We start from the raw sequence: 22,229 nt of genomic DNA, 5'->3' as shown, positions 1-22,229 counted from the left end.
TCTTCCTCGACGTCGACGGGCCCCTGAACCCGTACGCGGCCAAGCCGGAGCGGCGTCCGGAGGGCTATACGACGATCCGGGTGGCCCTGCATCCCGGGCGCGCCCTGCGGGTCTGGCTGAACCCGGACCACGGTCCGGCCCTGCTGCGGCTCGGCTACGAGCTGTGCTGGGCCACGACCTGGATGGACGCGGCCAACCGCTGGATCGCCCCGGTCGTCGGCCTGCCCGACCTCCCGTACGTCGACTTCGGCACCGGCCTGTTCGCCGAGCGTCCCGACGGCGTGCACTGGAAGACGGAGGCGATCGTGTCGTACGCGCAGGGCCGCCCCTTCGCCTGGGTGGACGACGAGCAGAGCCCCGCCGACACGGTCTATGTGCGGGCCCACCATCCCGGCCCGGCCCTGCTCCACCACGTCAATCCGAGGATCGGTCTGCGCGAGGACGACTTCGCGGCGCTGGCGGCGTTCGTGGCCCTGTGACACGCCTGTGACAGTCGGCGGACACCGCCATGACGTCTCCCGACCAGGCTTCTTAAAGCGGACATAAGCCACTAACCCGACTTAAGTCCCCTGCTTCCGAGGACGCGAGCAGCCAGGCCCGAGCCGATCCGTCGAAGGAATTCCCATGAGCCTCACCCTCACCACGCAGCACACCGAAGCCGCCGAGACCGCGCTGGCTCCGCGTGAGCGGGAGACTCTCCGGCACATCGCCGCGGGACGCACCTACCTGCAGACGGCTCGCTCCATGGGCCTCTCCAAGCACACGGTCGACGCCTACCTCCGCCGCATCCGCGCCAAGCTCGACATCACCACCACCGCCGAGCTCACCCGCCTGGCCATCTCCCTGGGCCTGTGACCCCGCCCCACGACACACGAGCGCCCTCCCGGCCACCTGGCCCGGGAGGGCGCTCGACGACCGCCGATGATCAGTTGTGGCTGTGCAGGATCTCGTTCAGGCCGCCCCAGACCGCGTTGTTCGGGCGGGCCTCGACCGCGCCCGTGACCGAGTTGCGGCGGAAGAGGATGTTGGAGGCGCCGTTCAGTTCGCGGGCCTTGACGATCTGGCCGTCGGGCATGGTGACGCGGGTGCCGGCGGTGACGTAGAGGCCGGCCTCGACCACGCACTCGTCGCCGAGCGCGATGCCCACGCCCGCCTCGGCGCCGACCAGGCAGCGCTCGCCGATGGAGATGATCACGTTGCCGCCGCCGGACAGGGTGCCCATGGTGGAGGCGCCGCCGCCGATGTCCGAGCCGTCGCCGACCACGACGCCCGCGGAGATACGGCCCTCGACCATGGAGGTGCCGAGCGTGCCCGCGTTGAAGTTCACGAAGCCCTCGTGCATGACCGTGGTGCCCTCGGCGAGGTGGGCGCCGAGGCGGACCCGGTCGGCGTCGGCGATGCGGACGCCCTTCGGGGCCACGTAGTCCGTCATGCGCGGGAACTTGTCGATCGAGGTGACCTGGAGGTGCAGGCCCTCGGCGCGGGCGTTCAGGCGCACCTTCTCGATGTCGTCGACGGCGACCGGGCCGAGCGAGGTCCAGGCGACGTTGGCGAGGAAGCCGAACATGCCCTCCAGGCTCTGGCCGTGCGGCTTGACCAGGCGGTGGGACAGCAGGTGCAGGCGCAGGTAGACGTCGTGCGCGTCGATCGGCTTCGCGTCGAGGGAGGAGATGACCGTACGGACCGCGACCACCTCGACGTTGCGGCGCGCGTCCGGGCCGATCGCCTGCGCCGCGCCCTCGCCGAGCAGCTCCACGGCCTGCTCGACGGAGAGCGACTCGGTGCCGGAGGGACCGGGCTCCGCGACGAGCTCGGGAGCGGGGAACCAGGTGTCGAGGACGGTGCCGTCGGCGGCGACGGTGGCGAGGCCGGCGGCCACGGCACCGGTGGGACGGGGAGCGTTCGTGTCGGTCATGAGGCAAAACCTAACGTGACGGGGCTCGCGCGGGCGAACCGGTGCCGGGGGCGTCTCAGGTACCGGGCGCGGGTTCAGGGGATCACCCGAGCCAGCATCTCGCGGGCGTACTCCTCGTCGTACGAAGCGCCGGTCAGCAGCACCTGGAGACAGATGCCGTCCATCAGCGCGAGCAGCGCCCGGGCCGTGGCCGCGTCGGTGCGGCGGGCGAGGCGGGCCGCCGTCTCCTCCGTCCACTCGGCCGCGACCGGTCGCAGCGCGGGACGCCGCAGCGCCGCCAGATACAGCTCGTACTCCAGCTCCACGCCGGTACGCTCCCCGCCGAGCCACTCCCCCAGCGCCCGGGCGAGGTCCGTCGCGAGGTCGGCCGGATCGCCGCGGCCGGCCTCCGGCAGCCACTCGACCAGCACCTTGGCGAAGCCCTCGTTGACCTGCCGCAGCGCGGCGACCAGCAGCTCGTCGAGGGTCGCGAAGTGGTACGTCGTGGAGCCCAGCGGGACGTCCGCCGCGGCGGCGACCGAGCGGTGGCTCAGGCCCGCGATGCCCTTCTCCCCGACCACCCGGATCGCCGCGTCGATGATCCGCTGCCGCCGCTCCGGGTCGTAACGCCGGGGCATCAGTGGGCGCCGCCCAGATTCAGGACGACCACGCCCGCGACGATCAGCAGGAGACCGGCGACCTTGGTCGCGCTCAGCCCCTCGCCGAACAGCATCAGACCTAGCACCGCGATCGTCGCGGTGCCCACCCCGGCCCAGATCGCGTACGCCGTACCGATCGACAGGGACTTGAGGGTCCGCGCGAGCAGGACGAAGGAGACGAGGTAGCCGAGGGCGGTCAGCACCGAGGGCCAGAGCCTGCTGAAACCGTCGCTGTACTTCATCGCCGTCGTGGCGGTCACCTCGGCGGCGATGGCGCCGGCGAGCAACAGGTATCCCATGTGTACAAGCGTACATAACGAAGGGCGTGCCGTCTGCCCACAGGGCTCGCACCGGGCTCGCGCGACCTCGTCGGGGGCCCGCGCCGGATGCCACGTGCCACGCGCGTAGCTGACACGTCCGGAACACGCTCCGTATGTCGGACCGTAACGCTGAGCGCATAGAACTCTCGGCGACCAGTCGCTCATGTACGTCCGGCTCCAACTTGCCTCGCTCTTCCGACTGTTGAAGGGACGCACATGGACAGAACGCTCGGGCTCGGCGCCCGCGCGCTGGCCGCGGGACTGCTCGCCTGCGGCGCGCTGATCGCCCTCCCGCACACCGCGCACGCCGCCACCTACACGATCTCCGCGATCCAGGGCTCGACCCGGATCTCGCCCTACAACGGCTCGACGGTCACCACGACCGGCATCGTCACCGCGGTCCGCTCCACCGGCTCCTCGCGCGGCTTCTGGATCCAGAGCGCGAGCGGCGACGGCAACGCGGCGACCAGTGACGCGATCTTCGTCTACAAGGGGTCCACGACACCGAACACGGCGGTCGGCAACAGCGTGACCGTCACCGGCAGGGTCTCCGAGTACTACCCGGACAGCGGTGCCGGCAGCCAGTCGCTCACGGAGCTCAGCGGCGCGTCCTGGACCACCAACTCCACCGGGAACAGCCTGCCTTCGCCGGTCACGATCAGCGACGCGACCGTGCCGGCCGCCTACACCCGCACCAACAACGGCGGTTCGATCAACTCGTTCACGCTGGCCCCGACGACCTACGCCCTGGACTACTACGAGTCCCTGGAGGGCATGCGGGTCTCGATCGGCGGCACCCCCGTGGTCGCGGCGGCCAACACGTACAACGAGCTGTGGGTCAACGTGAAGCCCGGCCAGCTGACTTCGGCGCGTGGCGGCTCGCTCTACTCCTCCTACGACAGCCAGAACTCCGGCCGCGTCGAGGTCGGCACGCTGTTGTCGTCGGCGTTCCCGGCGGCCACCGTGGGCGACACGCTGTCCGGCGCCACCGGCGTCCTGGACTACAGCGCGTACGGCGGCTACATCCTCCAGGCCACCTCGCTCGGCGCGCTCACCTCGGGCGGGCTCGCAAAGGAGACCACGGCCACCGCGTCCTCGGGGCAGCTGTCGGTCGCCACGTACAACGTGGAGAACCTCGACCCGACCGACCCCGCCTCGAAGTTCACGGCGCTCGCCCAGGGCATCGTCAGCAACCTCAAGTCGCCCGACATCGTGGCCCTGGAGGAGGTCCAGGACAACGACGGCCCCGCCGACGACGGGGTGGTGAGCGCGAGCAGGACGCTCTCCACGCTGACCTCCGCGATCAGGACGGCCGGCGGCCCGGCGTACTCGTACACCCAGATCAACCCGGCCAACGACGCCGACGGCGGCGAGCCCGGCGGCAACATCCGCCAGGTCTTCCTGTACAACCCCGCCCGGGTCGGCTTCAGCGCGCGCGGCAGCGCCACGGCGACCACCGCCAACTCGGTGACGACGAGCGGCGGGGTGGCGCAGCTGACGTACAACCCGGGCCGGATCGCGCCCACCAACTCCGCCTGGTCGGCGAGCCGTAAGCCGCTGGCCGCCGAGTTCACCTTCAACGGCGCGAAGTACTTCGTGATCGGCAACCACTTCGTGTCGAAGGGCGGGGACTACTCCCTGCACAGCCAGTACCAGCCGCCGACCCGGTCCTCCGAGACACAGCGGGGCAACCAGGGCTCGGTGGAAAACGCGTTCGTCGACTCGATCCTCGCCGCCCAGGCGGACGCCCATGTGATCGTGCTCGGCGATCTGAACGACTACCCGTTCTCCACCGCCGTCTCCAACCTGGAGGGCGGGGTGCTGACCGACCTGGTGGACACGCTGCCGGCCGCGGAGCGGTACACCTACGTCTACGACGGCAACTCGCAGGTGCTCGACCACACGCTGGTCAGCTCGTCGATCACGTCGTACGACTACGACATCGTGCACATCAACAGCGAGTTCCCGGACCAGACGAGCGACCACGACCCGCAGGTCGTCCGGATCACTCCCTGACGGTCCGACAACCCGGAGTGCCGCGCGGGGCGGAGGCGTGGTCCCGCGCGGCACACGGGCATGTTCACCGGTCATAGAAACCGCTCACTGAAAGGACTCCCGGGCGCCCCTCGACTCCACTAGAGTTCCACCGCTCACACACCTCACCCTCACATCCACGGCCCCCGCTCCGGGCGCCGGTGGAGGAATGGCGCATGCCGGAAAACACCCCCCAAGCTCCGCGGCGGCAGCCGTGGGAGAACGGCTGGGCCCCCGACACGTCCCGGGCCCCCGGAACCCGAAGCATCTGGCTGGCCGGCGGGCTGGCCCTGGCCACGGTCGTCGCCTGCGTCGCGGCGATCGCCGTCAGCGGGCAGTCGCCCGACGAGGCGTCAGCCGCCCCGGCCCGGACCGGCGCACCGACCGACGACGGTCCCGGCCTGCTCTCCTTCGCCTCACCCTCGTCGGGTACGACGGCCGCTCCCGCGGACAGCGAGAGCGGCCTGTCGTCGCAGGCGCCCCTCGGCTCACCGTCGGCCGCGTCCGCGCGCGACCACGGCGGCGCGGCGTCCACACCCTCCGCCGGGCCGTCCGCGTCCTCGAAGGACTCCGGGTCGCACGACGGACCGGGCGACGGATCGGGTGGTGGCGGCGGCGGATCGGGCGACTCGAAGAACACGTCCGCGCGGAAGTCCGTCCGCTCCGTCAACTACCCCGACCGCTACTGGCACATCAGCGGCGGCTACGTGCAGCTCGACCCGGTCGGCTCGGCCGGGGCCCGCCGCGACGCCGCGTTCCAACTGGTCAAGGGGCTGGCGGACGCCGCCTGTTACTCCTTCGCCACGGGCGACGGCGGCTATCTGCGGCACCGCGACTTCCTGCTGCGCGCCGAACGCGACGACGGCTCCCGGCTGTTCACGCAGGACGCCACCTTCTGTCCCCGTGCCTCCGCCCACGCGGGCGCGGTCATGCTGGAGTCGGTGAACTACCCGGGCCGCTTCCTGCGCCACCAGAACTTCCGGCTGAAGCTGGACCGGTACGAGAGCAGCGACCTCTACCGGGCGGACTCGGCGTTCCGGCTGGTCGACGGGCTCGGTTGAACACGAGAAACGGCGAGGTCCGGGCGGACCTCGCCGTTTCGTCGACGCTTGGCGGACCTCAGACGTTGAACCCGAGCGCGCGCAGCTGCTCGCGGCCGTCGTCCGTGATCTTGTCCGGGCCCCACGGCGGCATCCAGACCCAGTTGATGCGCAGCTCGTTGACGAGGCCGTCGGTGGCGGACTTGGCCTGGTCCTCGATGACGTCCGTCAGCGGGCAGGCCGCCGAGGTCAGGGTCATGTCGATCGTCGCGATGTTCGCGTCGTCGATGTGAATGCCGTAGATCAGGCCGAGGTTGACGACGTCGATGCCCAGCTCGGGGTCGACGACGTCGTACAGGGCCTCGCGGAGTTCCTCCTCCGAGGCCGGCTTCGTCTCCACGGTGTCGCTCATGCGGTCTTCCTTTCGGCGTCGGCTCCGCTCAGCGCCTGGGCCGTCGCGTCCTTCCACGCCATCCAGCTCAGGAGGGCGCACTTCACACGCGCCGGGTACTTGGACACACCGGCGAACGCGACCGCGTCCTCCAGGATGTCCTCCATCGCGTCGTCCGGCTCGATCCGTCCCTTGGACTGCATCAGCTCCAGGAAGGTCTCCTGGATCTTCTGCGCGTCGGCCAGTTCCCTGCCGACGAGGAGTTCGTTCAGGACGGAGGCCGAGGCCTGGCTGATCGAGCAGCCCTGGCCCTCGTACGAGACGTCCTCGATCGTCGTACCGTCGTACTTCACTCGGAGGGTGATCTCGTCGCCGCACGTCGGGTTCACGTGGTGCACCTCGGCGTCGCCATCCCTCAGACCACGCCCGTGCGGGTGCTTGTAGTGGTCCAGGATGACTTCCTGGTACATCGAATCCAGCTTCATGCGATCGCTCGTCCCGTCAGCCGAAGAAGTTCCGTACGTGCTCCAGCCCGTCGACCAGAGCGTCGATCTCGGCCGGCGTGGAGTACAGATAGAACGACGCTCGCGTGGTCGCAGGAATTCCGTACCGCAGGCAGACGGGCCGCGCGCAGTGGTGGCCGACACGGACCGCGATGCCCTGCTCGTCGAGAACCTGGCCCACGTCGTGCGGGTGGATGTCACCCAGCGTGAAGGAGATGGCCGCCCCGCGGTCCTCGGCCGTGGTCGGGCCGATGATCCTCAGGTCCGGGACCTCCGCCAGGCGCTTGACCGCGTACTCGGTGAGCGCGTGCTCGTGGGCGAGGATCTTGTCCATGCCGATCGAGTTGAGGTAGTCGATCGCGGCGCCGAGACCGACCGCCTGGGCGATCGGGGGCGTGCCCGCCTCGAACTTGTGCGGCGCCGGGGCGTACGTCGAGGAGTGCATCGACACGGTCTCGATCATCTCGCCGCCGCCCAGGAACGGAGGCAGGTCCTCCAGCAGCTCCTGGCGGCCCCAGAGCACGCCGATGCCGGTCGGGCCGCACATCTTGTGGCCGGTGAAGGCCACGAAGTCGGCCTGCAGGGCCTGTACGTCCAGCGGCATGTGCGGCGCGGCCTGCGAGGCGTCGATGCAGACCAGCGCGCCGACCTCCTGGGCGCGTCGGACTATGGCCTCGACCGGGTTGACCGTGCCCAGGATGTTGGAGACCAGGACGAAGGAGACGATCTTCGTCTTCTCCGTGATGATCTCGTCGATGTTGGAGAGGTCGAGACGGCCGTCGTCGGTCAGCCCGAACCACTTCAGCTTCGCGCCGGTGCGCTGCGCGAGCAGCTGCCACGGAACGATGTTGGAGTGGTGCTCCATCTCCGTGATGACGATCTCGGTCTCGCGGTCCACGCGGTAGGGCTCGTCGGCCCAGCCCAGCATGTTTGCCACGAGGTTGAGCGACTCGGAGGCGTTCTTGGTGAAGATCACCTCGTCGCGGCTCGGCGCGTTGATGAACTCGGCGACCTTGTCGCGCGCGCCCTCGTACAGCGCCGTGGCCTCCTCGGCGAGCACATGCACCCCGCGGTGGACGTTGGCGTTGTAGCGCTCGTAGTACTCACTCAGGGCGTCCAGCACCTGGCGCGGCTTCTGCGAGGTCGCCGCGTTGTCCAGGTACACGAGCTTCTTGCCGTCGTGGACCAGCCGGTCCAGGACGGGGAAGTCCTTGCGGATCGCCTCGGTGTCGAGGAGGCCCGGCAGCTGTGTCACGCGGATGCGCCACCCTTCGTGTAGGCCTCGTAGCCCTCGTCCTCCAGCTTGTCGGCGAGCTCGGCGCCGCCGGACTCGACGATGCGGCCGCCGGAGAAGACGTGGACGTAGTCGGGCTTGATGTAGCGCAGAATGCGCGTGTAGTGCGTGATCAGCAGGGTGCCGACCTCGCCGGTCTCACGGACGCGGTTCACACCCTCGGAGACGATCCGCAGGGCGTCGACGTCCAGGCCGGAGTCCGTCTCGTCGAGGATCGCGACCTTCGGCTTGAGCAGCTCCAGCTGGAGGATCTCGTGGCGCTTCTTCTCACCGCCGGAGAAGCCCTCGTTGACGTTGCGCTCGGCGAAGGACGGGTCCATGTTGAGGCGCTCCATGGCCCCCTTGACCTCCTTCACCCAGGTGCGCAGCTTGGGGGCCTCGCCGCGGACCGCGGTGGCGGAGGTGCGCAGGAAGTTGGAGACCGAGACGCCGGGGACCTCGACGGGGTACTGCATCGCCAGGAACAGGCCCGCGCGGGCGCGCTCGTCGACGGACATCTCCAGGACGTCCTCGCCGTCGAGCAGCACGGTGCCGCTGGTGATCGTGTACTTCGGGTGACCCGCGAGCGAGTAGGCGAGGGTCGACTTGCCCGAGCCGTTGGGGCCCATGATGGCGTGCGTCTCGCCCTGCTTCACGGTGAGGTCGACGCCCTTGAGGATCTCCTTCGTGGCGTTGTCGGCCTCGACGGTGACGTGCAGGTCTCGGATTTCAAGCGTTGCCATGGGTGCCTCAGGACTCCTGGGTGACGGAGACGAGAACGTCGTCCCCTTCGATCTTTACGGGGTAAACGGGGACGGGGCGCGTCGCGGGGAGGCCGGACGGCTTACCGGTGCGCAGGTCGAAGCTGGAGCCGTGCAGCCAGCACTCGATCTGGCAGTCCTCCACCTCGCCCTCGGAGAGCGAGACGTTGGCGTGCGAGCAGATGTCGTGGATCGCGAACACCTCCCCCTCGGTCTTGACGACCGAGATCGGCGTGCCGTCGAGTTCCACCCGCTTCGGGGTGTCCTCCTCCAGCTCGCTCAGCCCACAGGCGCGTACGAAGGTGCTGGTCATGCGACCGACGCCTCCAGCTCCTCCTCGATCTTGGCGATCAGGCGCTCCTCGATGTCCGCGACGCCGATCTGCTGGACCAGCTCGGCGAAGAAGCCGCGGACCACCAGGCGGCGGGCCTCGTGCTGGGGGATGCCGCGGGCCATCAGGTAGAAGAGCTGCTCGTCGTCGAAGCGGCCGGTGGCGGAGGCGTGGCCGGCGCCGACGATCTCGCCGGTCTCGATCTCCAGGTTCGGCACCGAGTCGACGCGCGCGCCGTCCGTGAGGACGAGGTTGCGGTTCATCTCGTACGTGTCCGTGCCCTCGGCCTTGGCCTCGATGAGCACGTCGCCGATCCACACGGCGTGCGCCGCGTCGCCCTGCAGCGCGCCCTTGTAGACGACGTTCGACTTGCAGTGCGGGGTGTTGTGGGTGACCAGCAAGCGGTGCTCCTGGTGCTGCCCGGCGTCGGTGAAGTACAGGCCGAAGAGCTCGGCCTCGGCGCCGGTGCCCGCGTAGGTGACGCGCGGGTTCAGGCGCACGAGGTCACCGCCGAAGGTGACGACGACCGACCTGAAGGAGGCGTCGCGCCCGACGAGCGCGTTGTGCTGGGCCACGTGCACGGCCTTGTCGTCCCAGTCCTGGACGGAGACGACGGTGAGCTTGGCGCCGTCGCCCAGGATGTAGTCGACGTTGGCGGCGAGCACGGCGTCACCGGTGTGGTCGATGACGACGACGGCCTCGGCGAAGGCTCCCAGCTCGATGACCTGGTGGCCGTAGGCGACCCCGCCCTGGCCGTGCACGGCGATGCGGATCGGCTCGGTGAGCACCGTCTCCTTGGGGACGGTGACCACGCCGGCCTGCTCGAACGCGGAGTAGGCCTGGGCGGCCACGCGGTCCACCGGGATGCCCGCCCTGCCGAGCCGCGCGTCGTCGCGGCCGACGGTCTCGACGGTGACGCCCTCGGGGGCCTCGACGGCGATCTTCACGCCCACGCCGTTCGCGACGGCGGTGCCGTCGTGCAGGCCCCGCAGGCGCTCCAGCGGGGTGAACCGCCACTCCTCCTCGCGGCCGTGCGGGACCGGGAAGTCCGCCACGTCGAAGGACGGGGGCGCGCTCATGCGCGTGGCGACGGTCGACTCGGCGGCCACCGCGATCTGGCCCGCGGTGGTGGAGCCCACGGGGATGTTCTGAGCCTCAGCCATGGCTGTCGTAGTGCTCGCTTTCTTACGTGAGTGGCTTGATGGACCGCGGTCGGGGGCTAGCCCACCGCGCCTTCCATCTGGAGCTCGATCAGCCGGTTGAGCTCAAGGGCGTACTCCATCGGGAGCTCCTTGGCGATCGGCTCGACGAAGCCGCGCACGATCATCGCCATCGCCTCGAACTCGGTCAGACCGCGGCTCATCAGGTAGAAGAGCTGGTCCTCGGAGACCTTGGAGACGGTCGCCTCGTGGCCCATGGACACGTCGTCCTCGCGGACGTCCACGTAGGGGTACGTGTCGGAGCGGGAGATCGTGTCGACGAGCAGCGCGTCGCAGAGCACGTTGGACTTGGAGCCCGCGGCGCCCTCGCCGATCTCGACCAGGCCGCGGTACGAGGTACGGCCGCCGCCGCGCGCCACCGACTTGGAGACGATGTTGGACGAGGTGTTCGGCGCCATGTGGACCATCTTGGAACCGGCGTCCTGGTGCTGGCCCTCGCCCGCGAAGGCGATGGAGAGGGTCTCGCCCTTGGCGTGCTCGCCCATCAGGTAGACGGCCGGGTACTTCATCGTCACCTTGGAGCCGATGTTGCCGTCGATCCACTCCATGGTCGCGCCCTCGTACGCCACGGCGCGCTTGGTGACCAGGTTGTAGACGTTGTTCGACCAGTTCTGGATGGTCGTGTAACGGCAGCGGGCGTTCTTCTTGACGATGATCTCGACGACCGCGGAGTGTAGCGAGTCCGACTTGTAGATCGGGGCCGTGCAGCCCTCGACGTAGTGCACGTAGGCACCCTCGTCGACGATGATCAGGGTCCGCTCGAACTGGCCCATGTTCTCCGTGTTGATGCGGAAGTAGGCCTGGAGCGGGATCTCCACGTGGACGCCCGGCGGGACGTAGATGAAGGAGCCACCCGACCACACGGCGGTGTTCAGGGAGGCGAACTTGTTGTCACCGACCGGGATGACCGTGCCGAAGTACTCCTTGAAGAGCTCCGGGTGCTCCTTCAGCGCCGTGTCGGTGTCGAGGAAGATGACGCCCTGCTCCTCCAGGTCCTCGCGGATCTGGTGGTAGACGACCTCCGACTCGTACTGGGCGGCGACACCGGCGACGAGGCGCTGCTTCTCGGCCTCCGGGATGCCCAGCTTGTCGTAGGTGTTCTTGATGTCCTCGGGCAGGTCCTCCCAGGACTCCGCCTGCTTCTCCGTGGAGCGCACGAAGTACTTGATGTTGTCGAAGTCGATGCCCGACAGGTCCGAGCCCCAGTTCGGCATGGGCTTCTTCTCGAAGAGGCGCAGGCCCTTGAGGCGGAGCTTGGTCATCCACTCCGGCTCGGACTTCTTCGCCGAGATGTCCCGGACCACGTCCTCGTTCAGACCACGCTTCGCAGAGGCGCCGGCCTCGTCGGAGTCGGCCCAACCGTATTCGTACGTGCCCAGACCCTCGAGTTCGGGGTGAGCAGTCTCCGTGGGGAGAGTCATGCGGGGTTCCTCCCGGCCGTGCTTGCAGATGCGTCAGGTGAAATCTTGGGGATGAACGTCGTGCAGACGCCGTCGCCGTGGGCGATGGTCGCCAGTCGCTGGACGTGCGTTCCGAGCAGCTCGGCGAAGATCTCCGTCTCCGCCTCGCACAGCTGGGGGAACTGCTCCGCGACATGGGCGACCGGGCAGTGGTGCTGACAGAGCTGCTCGCCGACCGGTGCGCTGCGCGCCGTAGCAGCGTACCCGTCGACACTCAAGGCCTTGGCCAGCGCTTCGGCCCGCTTGTCGGGGGTGACGGCCTCGATCGCCTTGCGGTACGCGTGCGCCTGGGCCGCGATCCGGGCGCGGGCGAAGGCGGCGACCGCCTCCTGGCCGCCCTCCTGGTCGGCGATCCAGCGCAGCGCGTCCGCGGCTAGCTTGTCGTACGACTGGTCGAAGGCGTCGCGGCCGCAGTCGGTGAGGACGAAGACCTTGGCCGGGCGGCCGCGCGTCCGCGCCCCGTACACCCGCTGCTCGCGCGCCTCCACGACGTCGTCGGCGGTCAGGGCGTCCAGGTGACGTCGTACGGCCGCCTGGGTGAGGCCCAACCGTCCGGCGAGCTCGGCGACGGTCGACGGGCCGTGGTCCAGGATGGACCGCGCGACGCGGTTGCGCGTCGAGCGCTCACCGGTCGCGAGCTCTTCATGAGGGGCCCCCGTGGGGGTCTCCGGAGCCTCGCCGACGTTTTTCACAACGCCATTGTTGCGTAATTCCTCAGAGCCTGACAAGCCACCCCCTCGGCAGCGGACGGTGCACTGCGTCACTTAGGCATACCTAATCTGACCTGCGGAAACGATCTTCGATCGATCAAATCGGTGGCACCGGCTCGGCTCTTCGGGAACACTCGCGAACCATGCCCACACCCCCTCCGACCGGCCCACTTGTCACGCGCGACACCGTCTCCACCCAGCTGCGCCGACTGGGTGTCGAGACCGGCGAGATCCTGCTGGTGCACTCCTCGCTCAGCTCGCTCGGCTGGGTCAACGGCGGGGCCGTCACCGTCGTCCAGGGACTGCTCGACGCCCTCGGTCCCCAGGGCACGCTGGTCGTGCCGACCCAGACCGGCGACGTGTCGGACCCGGCCGTGTGGAGCAATCCGCCGGTGCCCGAGGCCTGGTGGGAGCGGATCCGCGCCACCATGCCCGAGTACGACCCGCTGCTCACGCCCTCGCGCGGGGTCGGTGTGCTCCCGGAGACCGTCCGCACCTGGCCGGGCGCCCTGCGCAGCGCGCACCCGCAGACCTCCTTCGCGGCCCTCGGCCCACGCGCGGCCGAGATCGTCGAGGGTCACGCCCCGGACTGCCGGCTCGGCGAGCGCAGCCCGCTGGCCCGGCTGGAGAAGCTGGGCGCCCGGGTGCTGCTGCTCGGCGCCGGCTACGCCACCTGCACCTCCTTCCACCTCGCCGAGTACCGCATCCCGGCGCCCCTGGTCCGGGTGGGACGGCCCGCCCCGGGCGGCGGCTGGGAGACGGTGGTCGAGGTCTCGATCGACTCCGACCGCTTCGACGAGCTCGGCCACGACTTCGAGCGGGACCGGCCCGTGGCACGCGGCACCGTCGGAGCGGCACAAACGCGGCTGTTCCCGGTGGCGGACGCGGTGGCCTACGCGGAGCGGTGGCTGCCGGTGCACCGACCCCGTGAGGAGGAGTTCCTGCACCCGCCCGCCTGACGGCCGGACGGCGTACCTAGACTCTGGACCCATGCGCAGTGAGCCCGCCCGCCCGTCTCCCGACCACCGCCCCTCGACGAGACGCTTCGCGCCGCACCCGCTCATCGAGGTCCAGGCCCTGGTGAAGCGGTACGGCACGAAGACCGCGGTGGACGGCCTCGACCTGGTGGCCCAGGCGGGGGTGACCGCCGTCCTCGGCCCCAACGGGGCGGGGAAGACGACCACGGTCGAGACCTGCGAGGGATACCGGAAGCCGGATTCCGGCACGGTGCGCGTCCTGGGCCTCGACCCGGTCCGGCAGTCCGCCGAGCTGCGTCCCCGCATCGGTGTGATGCTGCAGTCCGGGGGCGTGTACTCGGGCGCCAGAGCGGACGAGATGCTGCGCCACGTCGCCAAGCTGCACGCGCATCCACTGGACGTGGACGCGCTCATCGAGCGGCTCGGACTGGGCAGCACCGGCCGGACCACCTACCGCCGGCTCTCCGGCGGCCAGCAGCAGCGGCTCGCGCTCGCCCTGGCCGTCGTCGGGCGCCCGGAGCTGGTGTTCCTGGACGAGCCGACCGCCGGCCTCGACCCGCAGGCCCGCCGGGCCACCTGGGAGCTGGTGCGCGACCTGCGCACCGACGGCGTCTCGATCATCCTCACCACGCACCACATGGACGAGGCCGAGCAGCTCGCCGACGACGTCGCGATCATCGACGGCGGCCGGGTCATCGCCCAGGGCTCCCCGGAGGAGCTGTGCAAGGGCGGCGCCGAGAACACCCTGCGCTTCACCGGCCGTCCCGGGCTCGACGTGAGCTCCCTGCTCAAGGCGCTCCCGGCCGACTGCACGGCCGCCGAGCTGACCCCGGGCAGCTACCGGGTCGTCGGCAAGGTCGACCCGCAACTGCTGGCCACGGTCACCTCGTGGTGCGCCCAGCACGGGGTGATGCCGGACCGGATCTCGGTGGAACGGCACACTCTCGAAGACGTTTTTCTGGAGCTGACCGGCAAGGAGCTGCGCTCGTGACGACCGCGACCGGTACGTACGCCCCCAAGCCGGGTGCGGCGCCCCTGCCCCGCATGATCGCGGCCCAGGCGGTGCTGGAGACGAAGATGCTGCTGCGCAACGGCGAGCAGCTGCTGCTGACGGTCGTGATCCCGACCCTGCTGCTGGTGCTCTTCAGCTCCGTGGACATCGTCGACACCGGCAAGGGCGAGGCGGTCGACTTCCTCGCCCCGGGCATCCTGGCCCTCGCCGTGATGTCCACGGCGTTCACCGGGCAGGCCATCGCGACCGGCTTCGAGCGCCGCTACGGCGTGCTCAAGCGGCTCGCCTCCTCCCCGCTGCCGCGCTGGGGTCTGATGGCCGCGAAGACGGCGTCCGTGCTGGTCACCGAGGTCCTCCAGGTGATCCTGCTGACCGCGATCGCCTTCGCGCTGGGCTGGTCCCCGCACGGCAACCCCCTCGCCGTCCTGCTCCTGCTGGTCCTCGGCACGGCCACCTTCTCGGGCCTCGGCCTGCTGATGGCCGGCACGCTGAAGGCGGAGGCGACGCTCGCCGCCGCCAACCTGGTCTTCCTGCTGCTGCTCGTGGGCGGCGGGGTGATGGTGCCGCTGGACAAGTTCGGCTCGGCCGGGGAGCAGGTGCTCGGTCTGCTGCCCATCTCCGCGCTCTCGGACGGGCTGCGGGACGTGCTCCAGCACGGGGCCGGGACGCCCTGGGGCGACCTGGGCATCCTCGCCGTCTGGGCGGTCGTGGGACTGGCGGCGGCCGGGAAGTTCTTCCGCTGGGAGTGACCCGATCGAGGTACCCCTGGTCAACCTCGGGGGCGGCCCCTCGTGAAAGCGTGCACAAGCGGCGGCCTACCATGGTGCACGTGCCAAAGCTGACCCCCGCCGACGCCGTGGCGGCCCTGCGCAACCCGCTCGCCTTCATCGCCGCACGCTGGACCCCGGATCCCCGGACGGTCCAGCGGGCCGCCCTCGCCGCGCTCGTCATGGCGGTGGTCATCGTGGTGACCGGCGGCGCCGTCCGGCTGACCGGCTCGGGCCTGGGCTGCCCGACCTGGCCCGAGTGCACCGACGGCTCGCTCACCCCCACCAGCGCGATGGACTTCCACAGCGCCATCGAGTTCGGCAACCGCATGCTGACGTACGTGCTGTGCGCGGCCGTCGGCTGGGCGATCGTCGCCGCCCGCGCCGAGAAGCCGTGGCGGCGCGGGCTGACCCGGCTGGGCTGGGCGCAGTTCTGGGTGATCATGGGCAACGCGGTGCTCGGCGGGATCGTGGTCCTGGTGGGCCTGAACCCGTACACCGTCGCCGCGCACTTCCTGCTCTCCTCGGCGCTGATCGCCGTCGCCACGGTGATGTGGCAGCGCACCCGGGAGGGCGACGGGGCGGCGCGGCCACTGGTCGGCAAGGCCGTGCAGCAGCTGGTGTGGTTCCTGGTGACCGCGTCCGCCCTGCTGATCGCGGTCGGCACGGTGGTGACCGGCGCGGGCCCGCACGCGGGTGACTCCAGCGAGGTCGACCGGATCCAGCTCGACTGGGAGACGGTCACCAAGCTGCACGCCGTGCTCGCCTGGATCGTGGTCACGCTGACCTTCGCCCTGTGGTTCGTCCTGAAGGCGGTCGACGCCCCCAAGGGACCGCTGCACCGGACGCGCGAGCTGTTCGTGATCCTGCTCGCGCAGGGGGTCATCGGCTACGTCCAGTACTTCACGCACCTGCCCGAGGTGCTCGTCGGCCTCCACATGCTCGGCTCGTGCCTGGTGTGGATCGGGGTGCTGCGCGTCCTGCTGTCCCTGCGGGAGCGTCCCGACGTGGTGGCCGGCGTCCCCGGTCCCTCGGTGGAGGCGACGGTCGGCACGCGCGCGTGAGTCAGCCGTACGCCGCCACGAGCGCGTCGATGGCCGGGCCCAGGTAGTTCCTCGTCAGCTCGGCCCTGCGGGTCGTCCACGGCTCGGTGGGCGGCGCCGGATTCCCGTACCGGCGGCGGTCGATGTCCTCGACCACCTCGGCGGGCGCGCCAAAGCCGGGCAGCAGGTCGAGGGCCTCGCGTTTGGAGATCAGCCGGCCCTCGCGCAGGGTGACGCTCGCGCGGGCGAAGGTCACCAGGCCCAGGTCGACCCAGACGTCCTGCTTCCACAGCCGTGCCTTGTCGACGGCGGGCCGCCAGAACTCCCGCTGGTCGCGCACGACGAAGTCATGGAGCTCCCGGTCCGTCACCGGCGGCAGGAGACCGGCCGGCGGCCGTCCGTACAGCACCCGCCCGAAGGCGTGCAGTTCGCGCCGTGTGACGGGGGTGACCGGCCGCCGCAGCACATGGTCGTGCGCCCAGGTCAGGTGCTTGCGGCCGGCGTCGCCCAGCCCGTCCGGCGTCATATAGCTGCAGTGCAGCTTGTCGGCGAGCGGATCGATCCGCAGCGCGCGGTGCAGGGTGACGACCCTGCGTACGGTGCCCAGCGTCACGGGGCCCTCCAGCACCGCGATGAGGTCCAGGTCGCTGCGGCCCTCCTGGTAGTCGCCCCCGGCGAGCGAGCCGTGCGCCCAGAGGGCGACCGGGGCGAGGGGCGCGAGGGCCGTGAAGAAGCGGTCGAGTAAGGCGTCGGTCGGCATGCGCCCAGTCTGGACAGCTCAACCCAGGCCGTACACCCGCCGTGCGTTCCCGGCCGCCACCAGTACGGCCACGCGCTGGGCGTCCTTGAGCGACCACGCACCCTCGGCGACCCAGCCGCCCAGCACCCGGTCCAGTGCCTCCCGGAACAGCCGCGCGCCCACCACGTGCAGTTCGGGCAGGCCGTGCGCCCCGCTGGAGAAGAGGATCTTGCCGAAGGGCGCCAGTTCCAGGATCTCGGCGAGGACCGTCGCGGCGCGGGCGCCGGTGCGCACGAGCGCGGCGCCCGAGTCGGCGTAGACGTGCGGGAAGACGCCCGCGAGGTGGGCGGCGTGGCGGTGGTAGGGGTAGCCGTGCAGCAGGACCAGGTCCGTGCCGAGGCCGGCCGTGGCGCGGACGAAGTCGGTGAGGAGCACCGGATCCGTGCGGTCGATGCGCGCCCCCGGCTCCCCGAGCCCGGCGTGCAGTTGGAGCGGCAGGCCCGAGGCGACCGCGATCCACAGCAGGTGCCGCAGCAGCACGGGGTCGCTCAGCTCCCCGCCGACCCGGCGCCCGGCCAGCCAGCGGCCGGCCGCACCGCGCACCTCCCCCGGCCCGGGCGGCTCCGGCGCCAGGGCGAGGCCGTGCCGTACGCCCGCCACGGAGGTGAAGGCGACGGCGCTCGCGGCGGCACCGTGCACGGACTCGGCGAGGTTGGCGAGGAAGGACTCGACGGTGCCGGAGGTGTCGGCGACCTGCTCGGCGAGGAGTTCCAGGCGGACGATCTCGCGGGCCTCGGCGGCGCCGGCGGTGGCCAGTTCGGCGGGCGGGGTGAGGTCGCCGGGCAGTCCGGTGTCGACCAGATAGGTCGTGATGCCGCTGCCGCGCAACAGGCGGCGGCCCGCTTCCAGTACGCCCAGTTCGCGGCGCCGGGCGAGATAGCGGGCGGGCGGGCAGTGCGGCTCCAGGCCGAGCAGCGGGGGGCACCAGCGGCGTACGGCGAAACCCGTCTGGGTGTCGAAGAGCGTGGTGCCGGGCGCGGGCGGACCCTCGGTCCGGGCCAGCTGGGCCTCGAACGTGCCGAGGCCCAGCTCCGTCCTCAGCACGCCGTGGCAGTACTGGTCCACCAGGGACGACGTCTCGATCATCCGGTCACTCCCCGACTGGACCGCGCCCTCTTCAGGCTCTCTCAGGTCCTAACGGGTGAACCGGGTGTCAGGTGTTGCTCCGAGGTTCAGCTGTTGCTCGGGCCGCCGATCTGGATACCGGCCATCCGCTTCCATTCGTACGGGCCCGTCTTCACCTTGGCGGCGAACTCGCCGTCGAAGGACTCGTGGACGGTGATCCCGGACTTCTCCACCGCCTGCTCGGCGATGGCGTAGCTGGGCGCCACCAGGTCGCCCCAGCCGCCGTCCTCGCCGACGAGGACGATCCGGGCGCCACGTTCGCCGATGTAGGCCACCTGGCCCTCGGCACCGCCGTGCGCCTTCGAGAAGGCGCTGATCTGCCGGGCGAGCCGCGCCACGGTGCGCTCGGCCTTCGGGTCAACCTGCTGCGTGTCTGCCATGGTCAGGATGCTACCGACGGGTAGATCAAACGGCGACGGGCGGGGTGCGTGGCCTTGGCCACGCACCCCGCCCGTCGGGCAGGTCTCGGTCGGTCACCGCAGGAAGGGGTCCACCGCGACCGCCACGAACAGCAGCGACACATAGGTGATGGACCAGTGGAACAGGCGCATCTCCTTGAGCTTCGCGCCCGTCACCTCCGCCTTCGCGCGGTTCTGCAGGCCGTGCGCCTCCCACAGCCACCAGCCGCCCGCGACCAGCGCGACCAGCGTGTAGAACCAGCCCGTGTAGCCGAGCGGGGTCAGCAGCAGCGACACACCGACCATCACCCAGCTGTAGAGGACGATCTGCTGGGCGACGACCTTGTTGGAGGCGACGACCGGGAGCATCGGCACGCCCACGCGCGCGTAGTCGTCCTTCACCTTCATCGACAGCGGCCAGTAGTGCGGCGGCGTCCAGAAGAACATCACCAGGAAGAGGATGACCGGGGCCCACGACATGGAGTTCGTGACGGAGGACCAGCCGATCAGCACCGGCATGCAGCCCGCGATGCCGCCCCACACGATGTTCTGCGACGTACGCCGCTTGAGGATCATCGTGTAGACGACGACGTAGAAGAGGAGCGCTCCGAGCGACAGCCAGGCGGACAGCCAGTTGACGGTCAGTCCGAACAGCAGCGTCGAGACGACCGCCAGCGTGATGCCGAAGGCGAGGCACTCGCGCGGGCTGACCATCCCGGTGACCAGCGGGCGCTGCGAGGTGCGGTCCATGAGCGCGTCGATGTCGCGGTCGATGTACATGTTCAGCGCGTTGGCGCCGCCCGCGGAGAGATAGCCGCCGACGCAGGTCAGCAGCACCAGGCCCAGGTCAGGCACGCCCTGCTGCGCCAGGAACATCACCGGAACGGTGGTGATGAGCAACAGCTCGATGATCCGCGGCTTGGTCAGCGCCACGAAAGCCTTGACACGGGCCCCGAACGGCCGGTGGCTCGGGCTCTCGCTCGCACCGAGTACTCCCGCTGGACGGGATTCGACGGCCGTCACGCACACCCCTGACAGAGACATCCCAGCGAGCCCGCCGTGTGAACCGACGGTAAAGACTCGCGCGTACCACGCCACTGTAGACGTTGCCCAGACCCGGACATTCGCGGGGGTGGGGTCGTGTTGAAGGGCGTCCCGTACGAGCGGCCGGGGAGCCCGATTGAGCAGTCAGATGAGCGGCTCCGTATTCATGTGCCGAATGCGATCCGGAGTGGCCGGGAGGCGGATCCCCGTAAGGCCCGGCAGTCTGGAATGACTCGAAAAAATGCACGTCTTCACGGGGGTAGGCTCAGCGAAGGCCGGTGGGCACCCAGTGCACCGGCAGCCGGTGGGCGCGCGCCCGGAAGACCGGCGACCGACATGTGGAGAGGAGCCCTGACTCAGGGTGAGCACCAAGCCGACCACCACAGACCTCGAGTGGACCGAGCTGGACCAGCGGGCCGTGGACACCGCCCGGGTCCTTGCCGCCGACGCCGTACAGAAGGTCGGCAACGGCCATCCGGGTACGGCGATGAGCCTGGCGCCGGCCGCCTACACCCTCTTCCAGAAGGTGATGAGGCACGACCCGGCCGACCCCGAGTGGGTCGCCCGCGACCGCTTCGTACTGTCCGCCGGTCATTCTTCCCTGACCCTCTACACGCAGCTCTACCTGGCCGGCTTCGGCCTGGAGCTGGACGACCTGAAGGCCTTCCGCACCTGGGGTTCGAAGACCCCGGGCCACCCGGAGTACGGGCACACCAAGGGCGTCGAGACGACGACCGGCCCGCTCGGCCAGGGTGTCGCCAACGCGGTGGGCATGGCGATGGCCGCCCGCTACGAGCGCGGCCTGTTCGACCCCGAGGCCCCGCAGGGCGAGTCCCCCTTCGACCACTTCATCTACTGCGTCGCCGGTGACGGCTGCCTCCAGGAGGGCATCTCAGCCGAGGCGTCCTCGCTGGCCGGCCACCAGGAGCTCGGCAACCTGATCCTGCTGTGGGACGACAACCACATCTCGATCGAGGGCGACACCGAGACCGCCGTCTCCGAGGACACCGTCAAGCGCTACGAGGCGTACGGCTGGCACGTGCAGCGCGTCGCCCCGAAGCCGGACGGCGACCTGGACCCGCACGCCATCTACAACGCGATCGAGGCCGCGAAGAAGGTCACGGACAAGCCGTCCTTCATCGCGATGCGCTCGATCATCGCCTGGCCCGCCCCGAACGCGCAGAACACCGAGGCCGCGCACGGCTCGGCGCTGGGCGACGACGAGGTCGCGGCCACCAAGCGCGTCCTCGGCTTCGACCCGGAGCAGTCCTTCGAGGTCGCCGACGAGGTCCTGGCCCACACCCGCCAGGCCGTCGAGCGCGGCCGCTCGTTCAGGGCGGACTGGGAGAAGTCCTTCCAGCTCTGGCGCGACGAGAACACCGAGCGCGCCGCCGAGTTCGACCGCATCAGCAAGGGTGAGCTGCCCACCGGCTGGGAGGAGAAGGTCCCGGTCTTCGAGCCCGGTAAGGGCATCGCGACCCGCGCCGCCTCCGGCAAGGTGCTGCAGGCGCTCGGCGCGGTCGTCCCCGAGCTGTGGGGCGGTTCCGCCGACCTCGCCGGGTCGAACAACACGACCATCGACAAGGACAGCTCGTTCCTGCCGGCGGACAACCCGCTGCCGGAGGCGAACCCTTACGGCCGGACCATCCACTTCGGCATCCGCGAGCACTCCATGGCCGCGGAGATGAACGGCATCACGCTGCACGGCAACACCCGTGTCTACGGCGGTACGTTCCTCGTCTTCTCCGACTACATGCGCAACGCGGTGCGTCTGTCGGCCCTGATGCACCTGCCGGTGACGTACGTGTGGACGCACGACTCCATCGGCCTCGGTGAGGACGGCCCGACGCACCAGCCGATCGAGCACCTGGCCTCGTTGCGCGCCATCCCCGGTCTGAACGTCGTCCGCCCGGCGGACGCCAACGAGACCGCCATCGCCTGGCGCGAGATCCTCGGCCGCTACACCAAGGAGTTCGGCAAGGGCGCTCCGCACGGCCTCGCGCTGACCCGTCAGGGCGTGCCGGTGTACGAGCCCAACGAGGACGCGGCGCGCGGCGGTTACGTGCTGTTCGAGGCCGAGGGCGGCAACGCCCAGGTCATCCTGATCGCCACCGGTTCCGAGGTGCACGTGGCCGTCGAGGCCCGCGAGCAGCTGCAGGCCGAGGGTGTCCCCGCCCGGGTCGTGTCCATGCCGTCGGTGGAGTGGTTCGAGGAGCAGGACCAGGGGTACCGGGACTCGGTGCTGCCGCCGTCCGTGAAGGCCCGTGTCTCGGTCGAGGCGGGAATCGGCCTCACCTGGCACAAGTACGTCGGGGACGCCGGACGCATCGTTTCCCTGGAGCACTTCGGTGCTTCCGCCGACGGCAAGGTGCTCTTCCGCGAGTTCGGCTTCACTGCCGAGAATGTGGCCGCCAAGGCCCGGGAATCCATCGCCGCCGCGCAGCGCTGACGCTCATATACGACACGTA

General features: G+C 70.2%; 24 protein-coding genes. 9 read left to right on the top strand and 15 right to left on the bottom strand.

Annotated elements, in window-relative coordinates; translation table 11 throughout:
- On the top strand, positions 1–479 hold a 479-nt coding region (locus IPZ69_RS25110; RefSeq protein ID WP_235456668.1), incomplete at its 5' end, for a hypothetical protein.
- 145 nt (positions 480–624) lie between these two features.
- Positions 625–855, top strand: coding sequence for a response regulator transcription factor (locus tag IPZ69_RS25105; RefSeq protein WP_235456667.1), 231 nt, complete (start codon positions 625–627; stop codon positions 853–855).
- A 70-nt stretch (positions 856–925) separates the two neighbouring features.
- Here IPZ69_RS25105 and dapD read toward each other — a convergent pair whose 3' ends face one another.
- The 3 genes from dapD to IPZ69_RS25090 all read right to left on the bottom strand — a co-directional run bounded on the left by dapD (position 926) and on the right by IPZ69_RS25090 (position 2,852).
- Complete coding sequence (dapD, locus tag IPZ69_RS25100; protein ID WP_235456666.1) at positions 926–1,915, bottom strand: 2,3,4,5-tetrahydropyridine-2,6-dicarboxylate N-succinyltransferase; 990 nt, start codon at positions 1,913–1,915, stop codon at positions 926–928.
- Positions 1,916–1,989: 74 nt separating this feature from the next.
- Positions 1,990–2,532 (bottom strand): TetR/AcrR family transcriptional regulator, encoded by a 543-nt coding sequence (locus tag IPZ69_RS25095; RefSeq protein WP_235456665.1) that lies wholly within the window; start codon positions 2,530–2,532, stop codon positions 1,990–1,992.
- The gene (locus IPZ69_RS25090; protein WP_235456664.1) at positions 2,532–2,852 is read right to left on the bottom strand and encodes a DMT family transporter; all 321 of its coding nucleotides are present in this window, start codon (positions 2,850–2,852) and stop codon (positions 2,532–2,534) included. Before IPZ69_RS25090 ends, IPZ69_RS25095 begins: the two co-directional genes overlap by 1 nt.
- Before the next feature lie 237 nt (positions 2,853–3,089).
- Here IPZ69_RS25090 and IPZ69_RS25085 point away from each other — a divergent pair, with 237 nt between their 5' ends.
- Both IPZ69_RS25085 and IPZ69_RS25080 read left to right on the top strand, forming a co-directional pair.
- Positions 3,090–4,889 carry an endonuclease/exonuclease/phosphatase family protein gene (locus tag IPZ69_RS25085; RefSeq protein WP_235456663.1) on the top strand — a complete coding sequence of 600 codons (1,800 nt, stop codon included), beginning with the start codon at positions 3,090–3,092 and terminating at the stop codon, positions 4,887–4,889.
- Between the two features lie 194 nt (positions 4,890–5,083).
- Positions 5,084–5,968, top strand: coding sequence for an AbfB domain-containing protein (locus IPZ69_RS25080; protein WP_235456662.1), 885 nt, complete (start codon positions 5,084–5,086; stop codon positions 5,966–5,968).
- Positions 5,969–6,026: 58 nt separating this feature from the next.
- Here the strand turns inward: IPZ69_RS25080 and IPZ69_RS25075 are convergent, their stop codons facing one another.
- From IPZ69_RS25075 to IPZ69_RS25040, 8 genes are read right to left on the bottom strand one after another with little or no spacing between them, the layout of a single operon-like run.
- Positions 6,027–6,359 carry a metal-sulfur cluster assembly factor gene (locus IPZ69_RS25075; RefSeq protein WP_145874896.1) on the bottom strand — a complete coding sequence of 111 codons (333 nt, stop codon included), beginning with the start codon at positions 6,357–6,359 and terminating at the stop codon, positions 6,027–6,029.
- Entirely contained in the window at positions 6,356–6,823 is a 468-nt protein-coding gene (sufU, locus tag IPZ69_RS25070; protein ID WP_235456661.1) for a Fe-S cluster assembly sulfur transfer protein SufU, read from the bottom strand. Before sufU ends, IPZ69_RS25075 begins: the two co-directional genes overlap by 4 nt.
- Before the next feature lie 16 nt (positions 6,824–6,839).
- Positions 6,840–8,096 carry a cysteine desulfurase gene (locus IPZ69_RS25065; RefSeq protein ID WP_235456659.1) on the bottom strand — a complete coding sequence of 419 codons (1,257 nt, stop codon included), beginning with the start codon at positions 8,094–8,096 and terminating at the stop codon, positions 6,840–6,842.
- Complete coding sequence (gene sufC, locus IPZ69_RS25060; RefSeq protein WP_235456658.1) at positions 8,093–8,857, bottom strand: Fe-S cluster assembly ATPase SufC; 765 nt, start codon at positions 8,855–8,857, stop codon at positions 8,093–8,095. Before sufC ends, IPZ69_RS25065 begins: the two co-directional genes overlap by 4 nt.
- 7 nt (positions 8,858–8,864) lie before the next feature.
- Complete coding sequence (locus tag IPZ69_RS25055) at positions 8,865–9,188, bottom strand: non-heme iron oxygenase ferredoxin subunit (protein WP_235456657.1); 324 nt, start codon at positions 9,186–9,188, stop codon at positions 8,865–8,867.
- Entirely contained in the window at positions 9,185–10,369 is a 1,185-nt protein-coding gene (gene sufD, locus IPZ69_RS25050; protein WP_235456656.1) for a Fe-S cluster assembly protein SufD, read from the bottom strand. Before sufD ends, IPZ69_RS25055 begins: the two co-directional genes overlap by 4 nt.
- 56 nt (positions 10,370–10,425) lie before the next feature.
- The gene (sufB, locus tag IPZ69_RS25045) at positions 10,426–11,847 is read right to left on the bottom strand and encodes a Fe-S cluster assembly protein SufB (RefSeq protein ID WP_235456655.1); all 1,422 of its coding nucleotides are present in this window, start codon (positions 11,845–11,847) and stop codon (positions 10,426–10,428) included.
- Positions 11,844–12,578 carry a helix-turn-helix transcriptional regulator gene (locus IPZ69_RS25040; RefSeq protein ID WP_235456654.1) on the bottom strand — a complete coding sequence of 245 codons (735 nt, stop codon included), beginning with the start codon at positions 12,576–12,578 and terminating at the stop codon, positions 11,844–11,846. The genes sufB and IPZ69_RS25040 overlap by 4 nt, the downstream gene beginning before the upstream one ends.
- Positions 12,579–12,739: 161 nt before the next feature.
- Here IPZ69_RS25040 and IPZ69_RS25035 point away from each other — a divergent pair, with 161 nt between their 5' ends.
- From IPZ69_RS25035 to IPZ69_RS25020, 4 genes are all read left to right on the top strand, one after another.
- A complete protein-coding gene (locus IPZ69_RS25035; protein WP_235456653.1) occupies positions 12,740–13,555 on the top strand; it encodes an aminoglycoside N(3)-acetyltransferase in 816 nt (271 codons plus the stop codon).
- Positions 13,556–13,586: 31 nt separating this feature from the next.
- Positions 13,587–14,564, top strand: a complete 978-nt coding sequence (locus IPZ69_RS25030) for an ABC transporter ATP-binding protein (RefSeq protein WP_235456652.1) — start codon at positions 13,587–13,589, stop codon at positions 14,562–14,564.
- Positions 14,565–14,617: 53 nt separating this feature from the next.
- Complete coding sequence (locus IPZ69_RS25025) at positions 14,618–15,334, top strand: ABC transporter permease (RefSeq protein ID WP_235456677.1); 717 nt, start codon at positions 14,618–14,620, stop codon at positions 15,332–15,334.
- Positions 15,335–15,405: 71 nt separating this feature from the next.
- Positions 15,406–16,416: a COX15/CtaA family protein gene (locus tag IPZ69_RS25020; RefSeq protein ID WP_374293840.1), complete on the top strand. Its 1,011-nt coding sequence runs from the start codon at positions 15,406–15,408 to the stop codon at positions 16,414–16,416.
- Position 16,417: 1 nt separating this feature from the next.
- Here the strand turns inward: IPZ69_RS25020 and IPZ69_RS25015 are convergent, their stop codons facing one another.
- The 4 genes from IPZ69_RS25015 to IPZ69_RS25000 all read right to left on the bottom strand — a co-directional run bounded on the left by IPZ69_RS25015 (position 16,418) and on the right by IPZ69_RS25000 (position 19,761).
- On the bottom strand, positions 16,418–17,155 hold the full coding sequence (locus tag IPZ69_RS25015) for a nucleotidyltransferase domain-containing protein (RefSeq protein WP_235456651.1): 738 nt from the start codon (positions 17,153–17,155) through the stop codon (positions 16,418–16,420).
- A gap of 18 nt (positions 17,156–17,173) precedes the next feature.
- Positions 17,174–18,280, bottom strand: a complete 1,107-nt coding sequence (locus tag IPZ69_RS25010; protein ID WP_235456648.1) for an amidohydrolase family protein — start codon at positions 18,278–18,280, stop codon at positions 17,174–17,176.
- Positions 18,281–18,366: 86 nt separating this feature from the next.
- Positions 18,367–18,699, bottom strand: coding sequence for a hypothetical protein (locus IPZ69_RS25005; RefSeq protein WP_235456646.1), 333 nt, complete (start codon positions 18,697–18,699; stop codon positions 18,367–18,369).
- Positions 18,700–18,792: 93 nt separating this feature from the next.
- On the bottom strand, positions 18,793–19,761 hold the full coding sequence (locus tag IPZ69_RS25000) for a heme o synthase (RefSeq protein WP_235456644.1): 969 nt from the start codon (positions 19,759–19,761) through the stop codon (positions 18,793–18,795).
- Between the two features lie 361 nt (positions 19,762–20,122).
- On the opposite strand from IPZ69_RS25000, the gene tkt reads away from it, so the two are divergent.
- Positions 20,123–22,210, top strand: a complete 2,088-nt coding sequence (gene tkt, locus IPZ69_RS24995; protein ID WP_235456642.1) for a transketolase — start codon at positions 20,123–20,125, stop codon at positions 22,208–22,210.
- Positions 22,211–22,229: the final 19 nt, after the last annotated feature.

This window comes from Streptomyces olivochromogenes (assembly GCF_021538895.1).
Lineage (GTDB): Bacteria > Actinomycetota > Actinomycetes > Streptomycetales > Streptomycetaceae > Streptomyces > Streptomyces olivochromogenes_A.
This window is presented reverse-complemented; position numbering and strand designations above follow the sequence as displayed.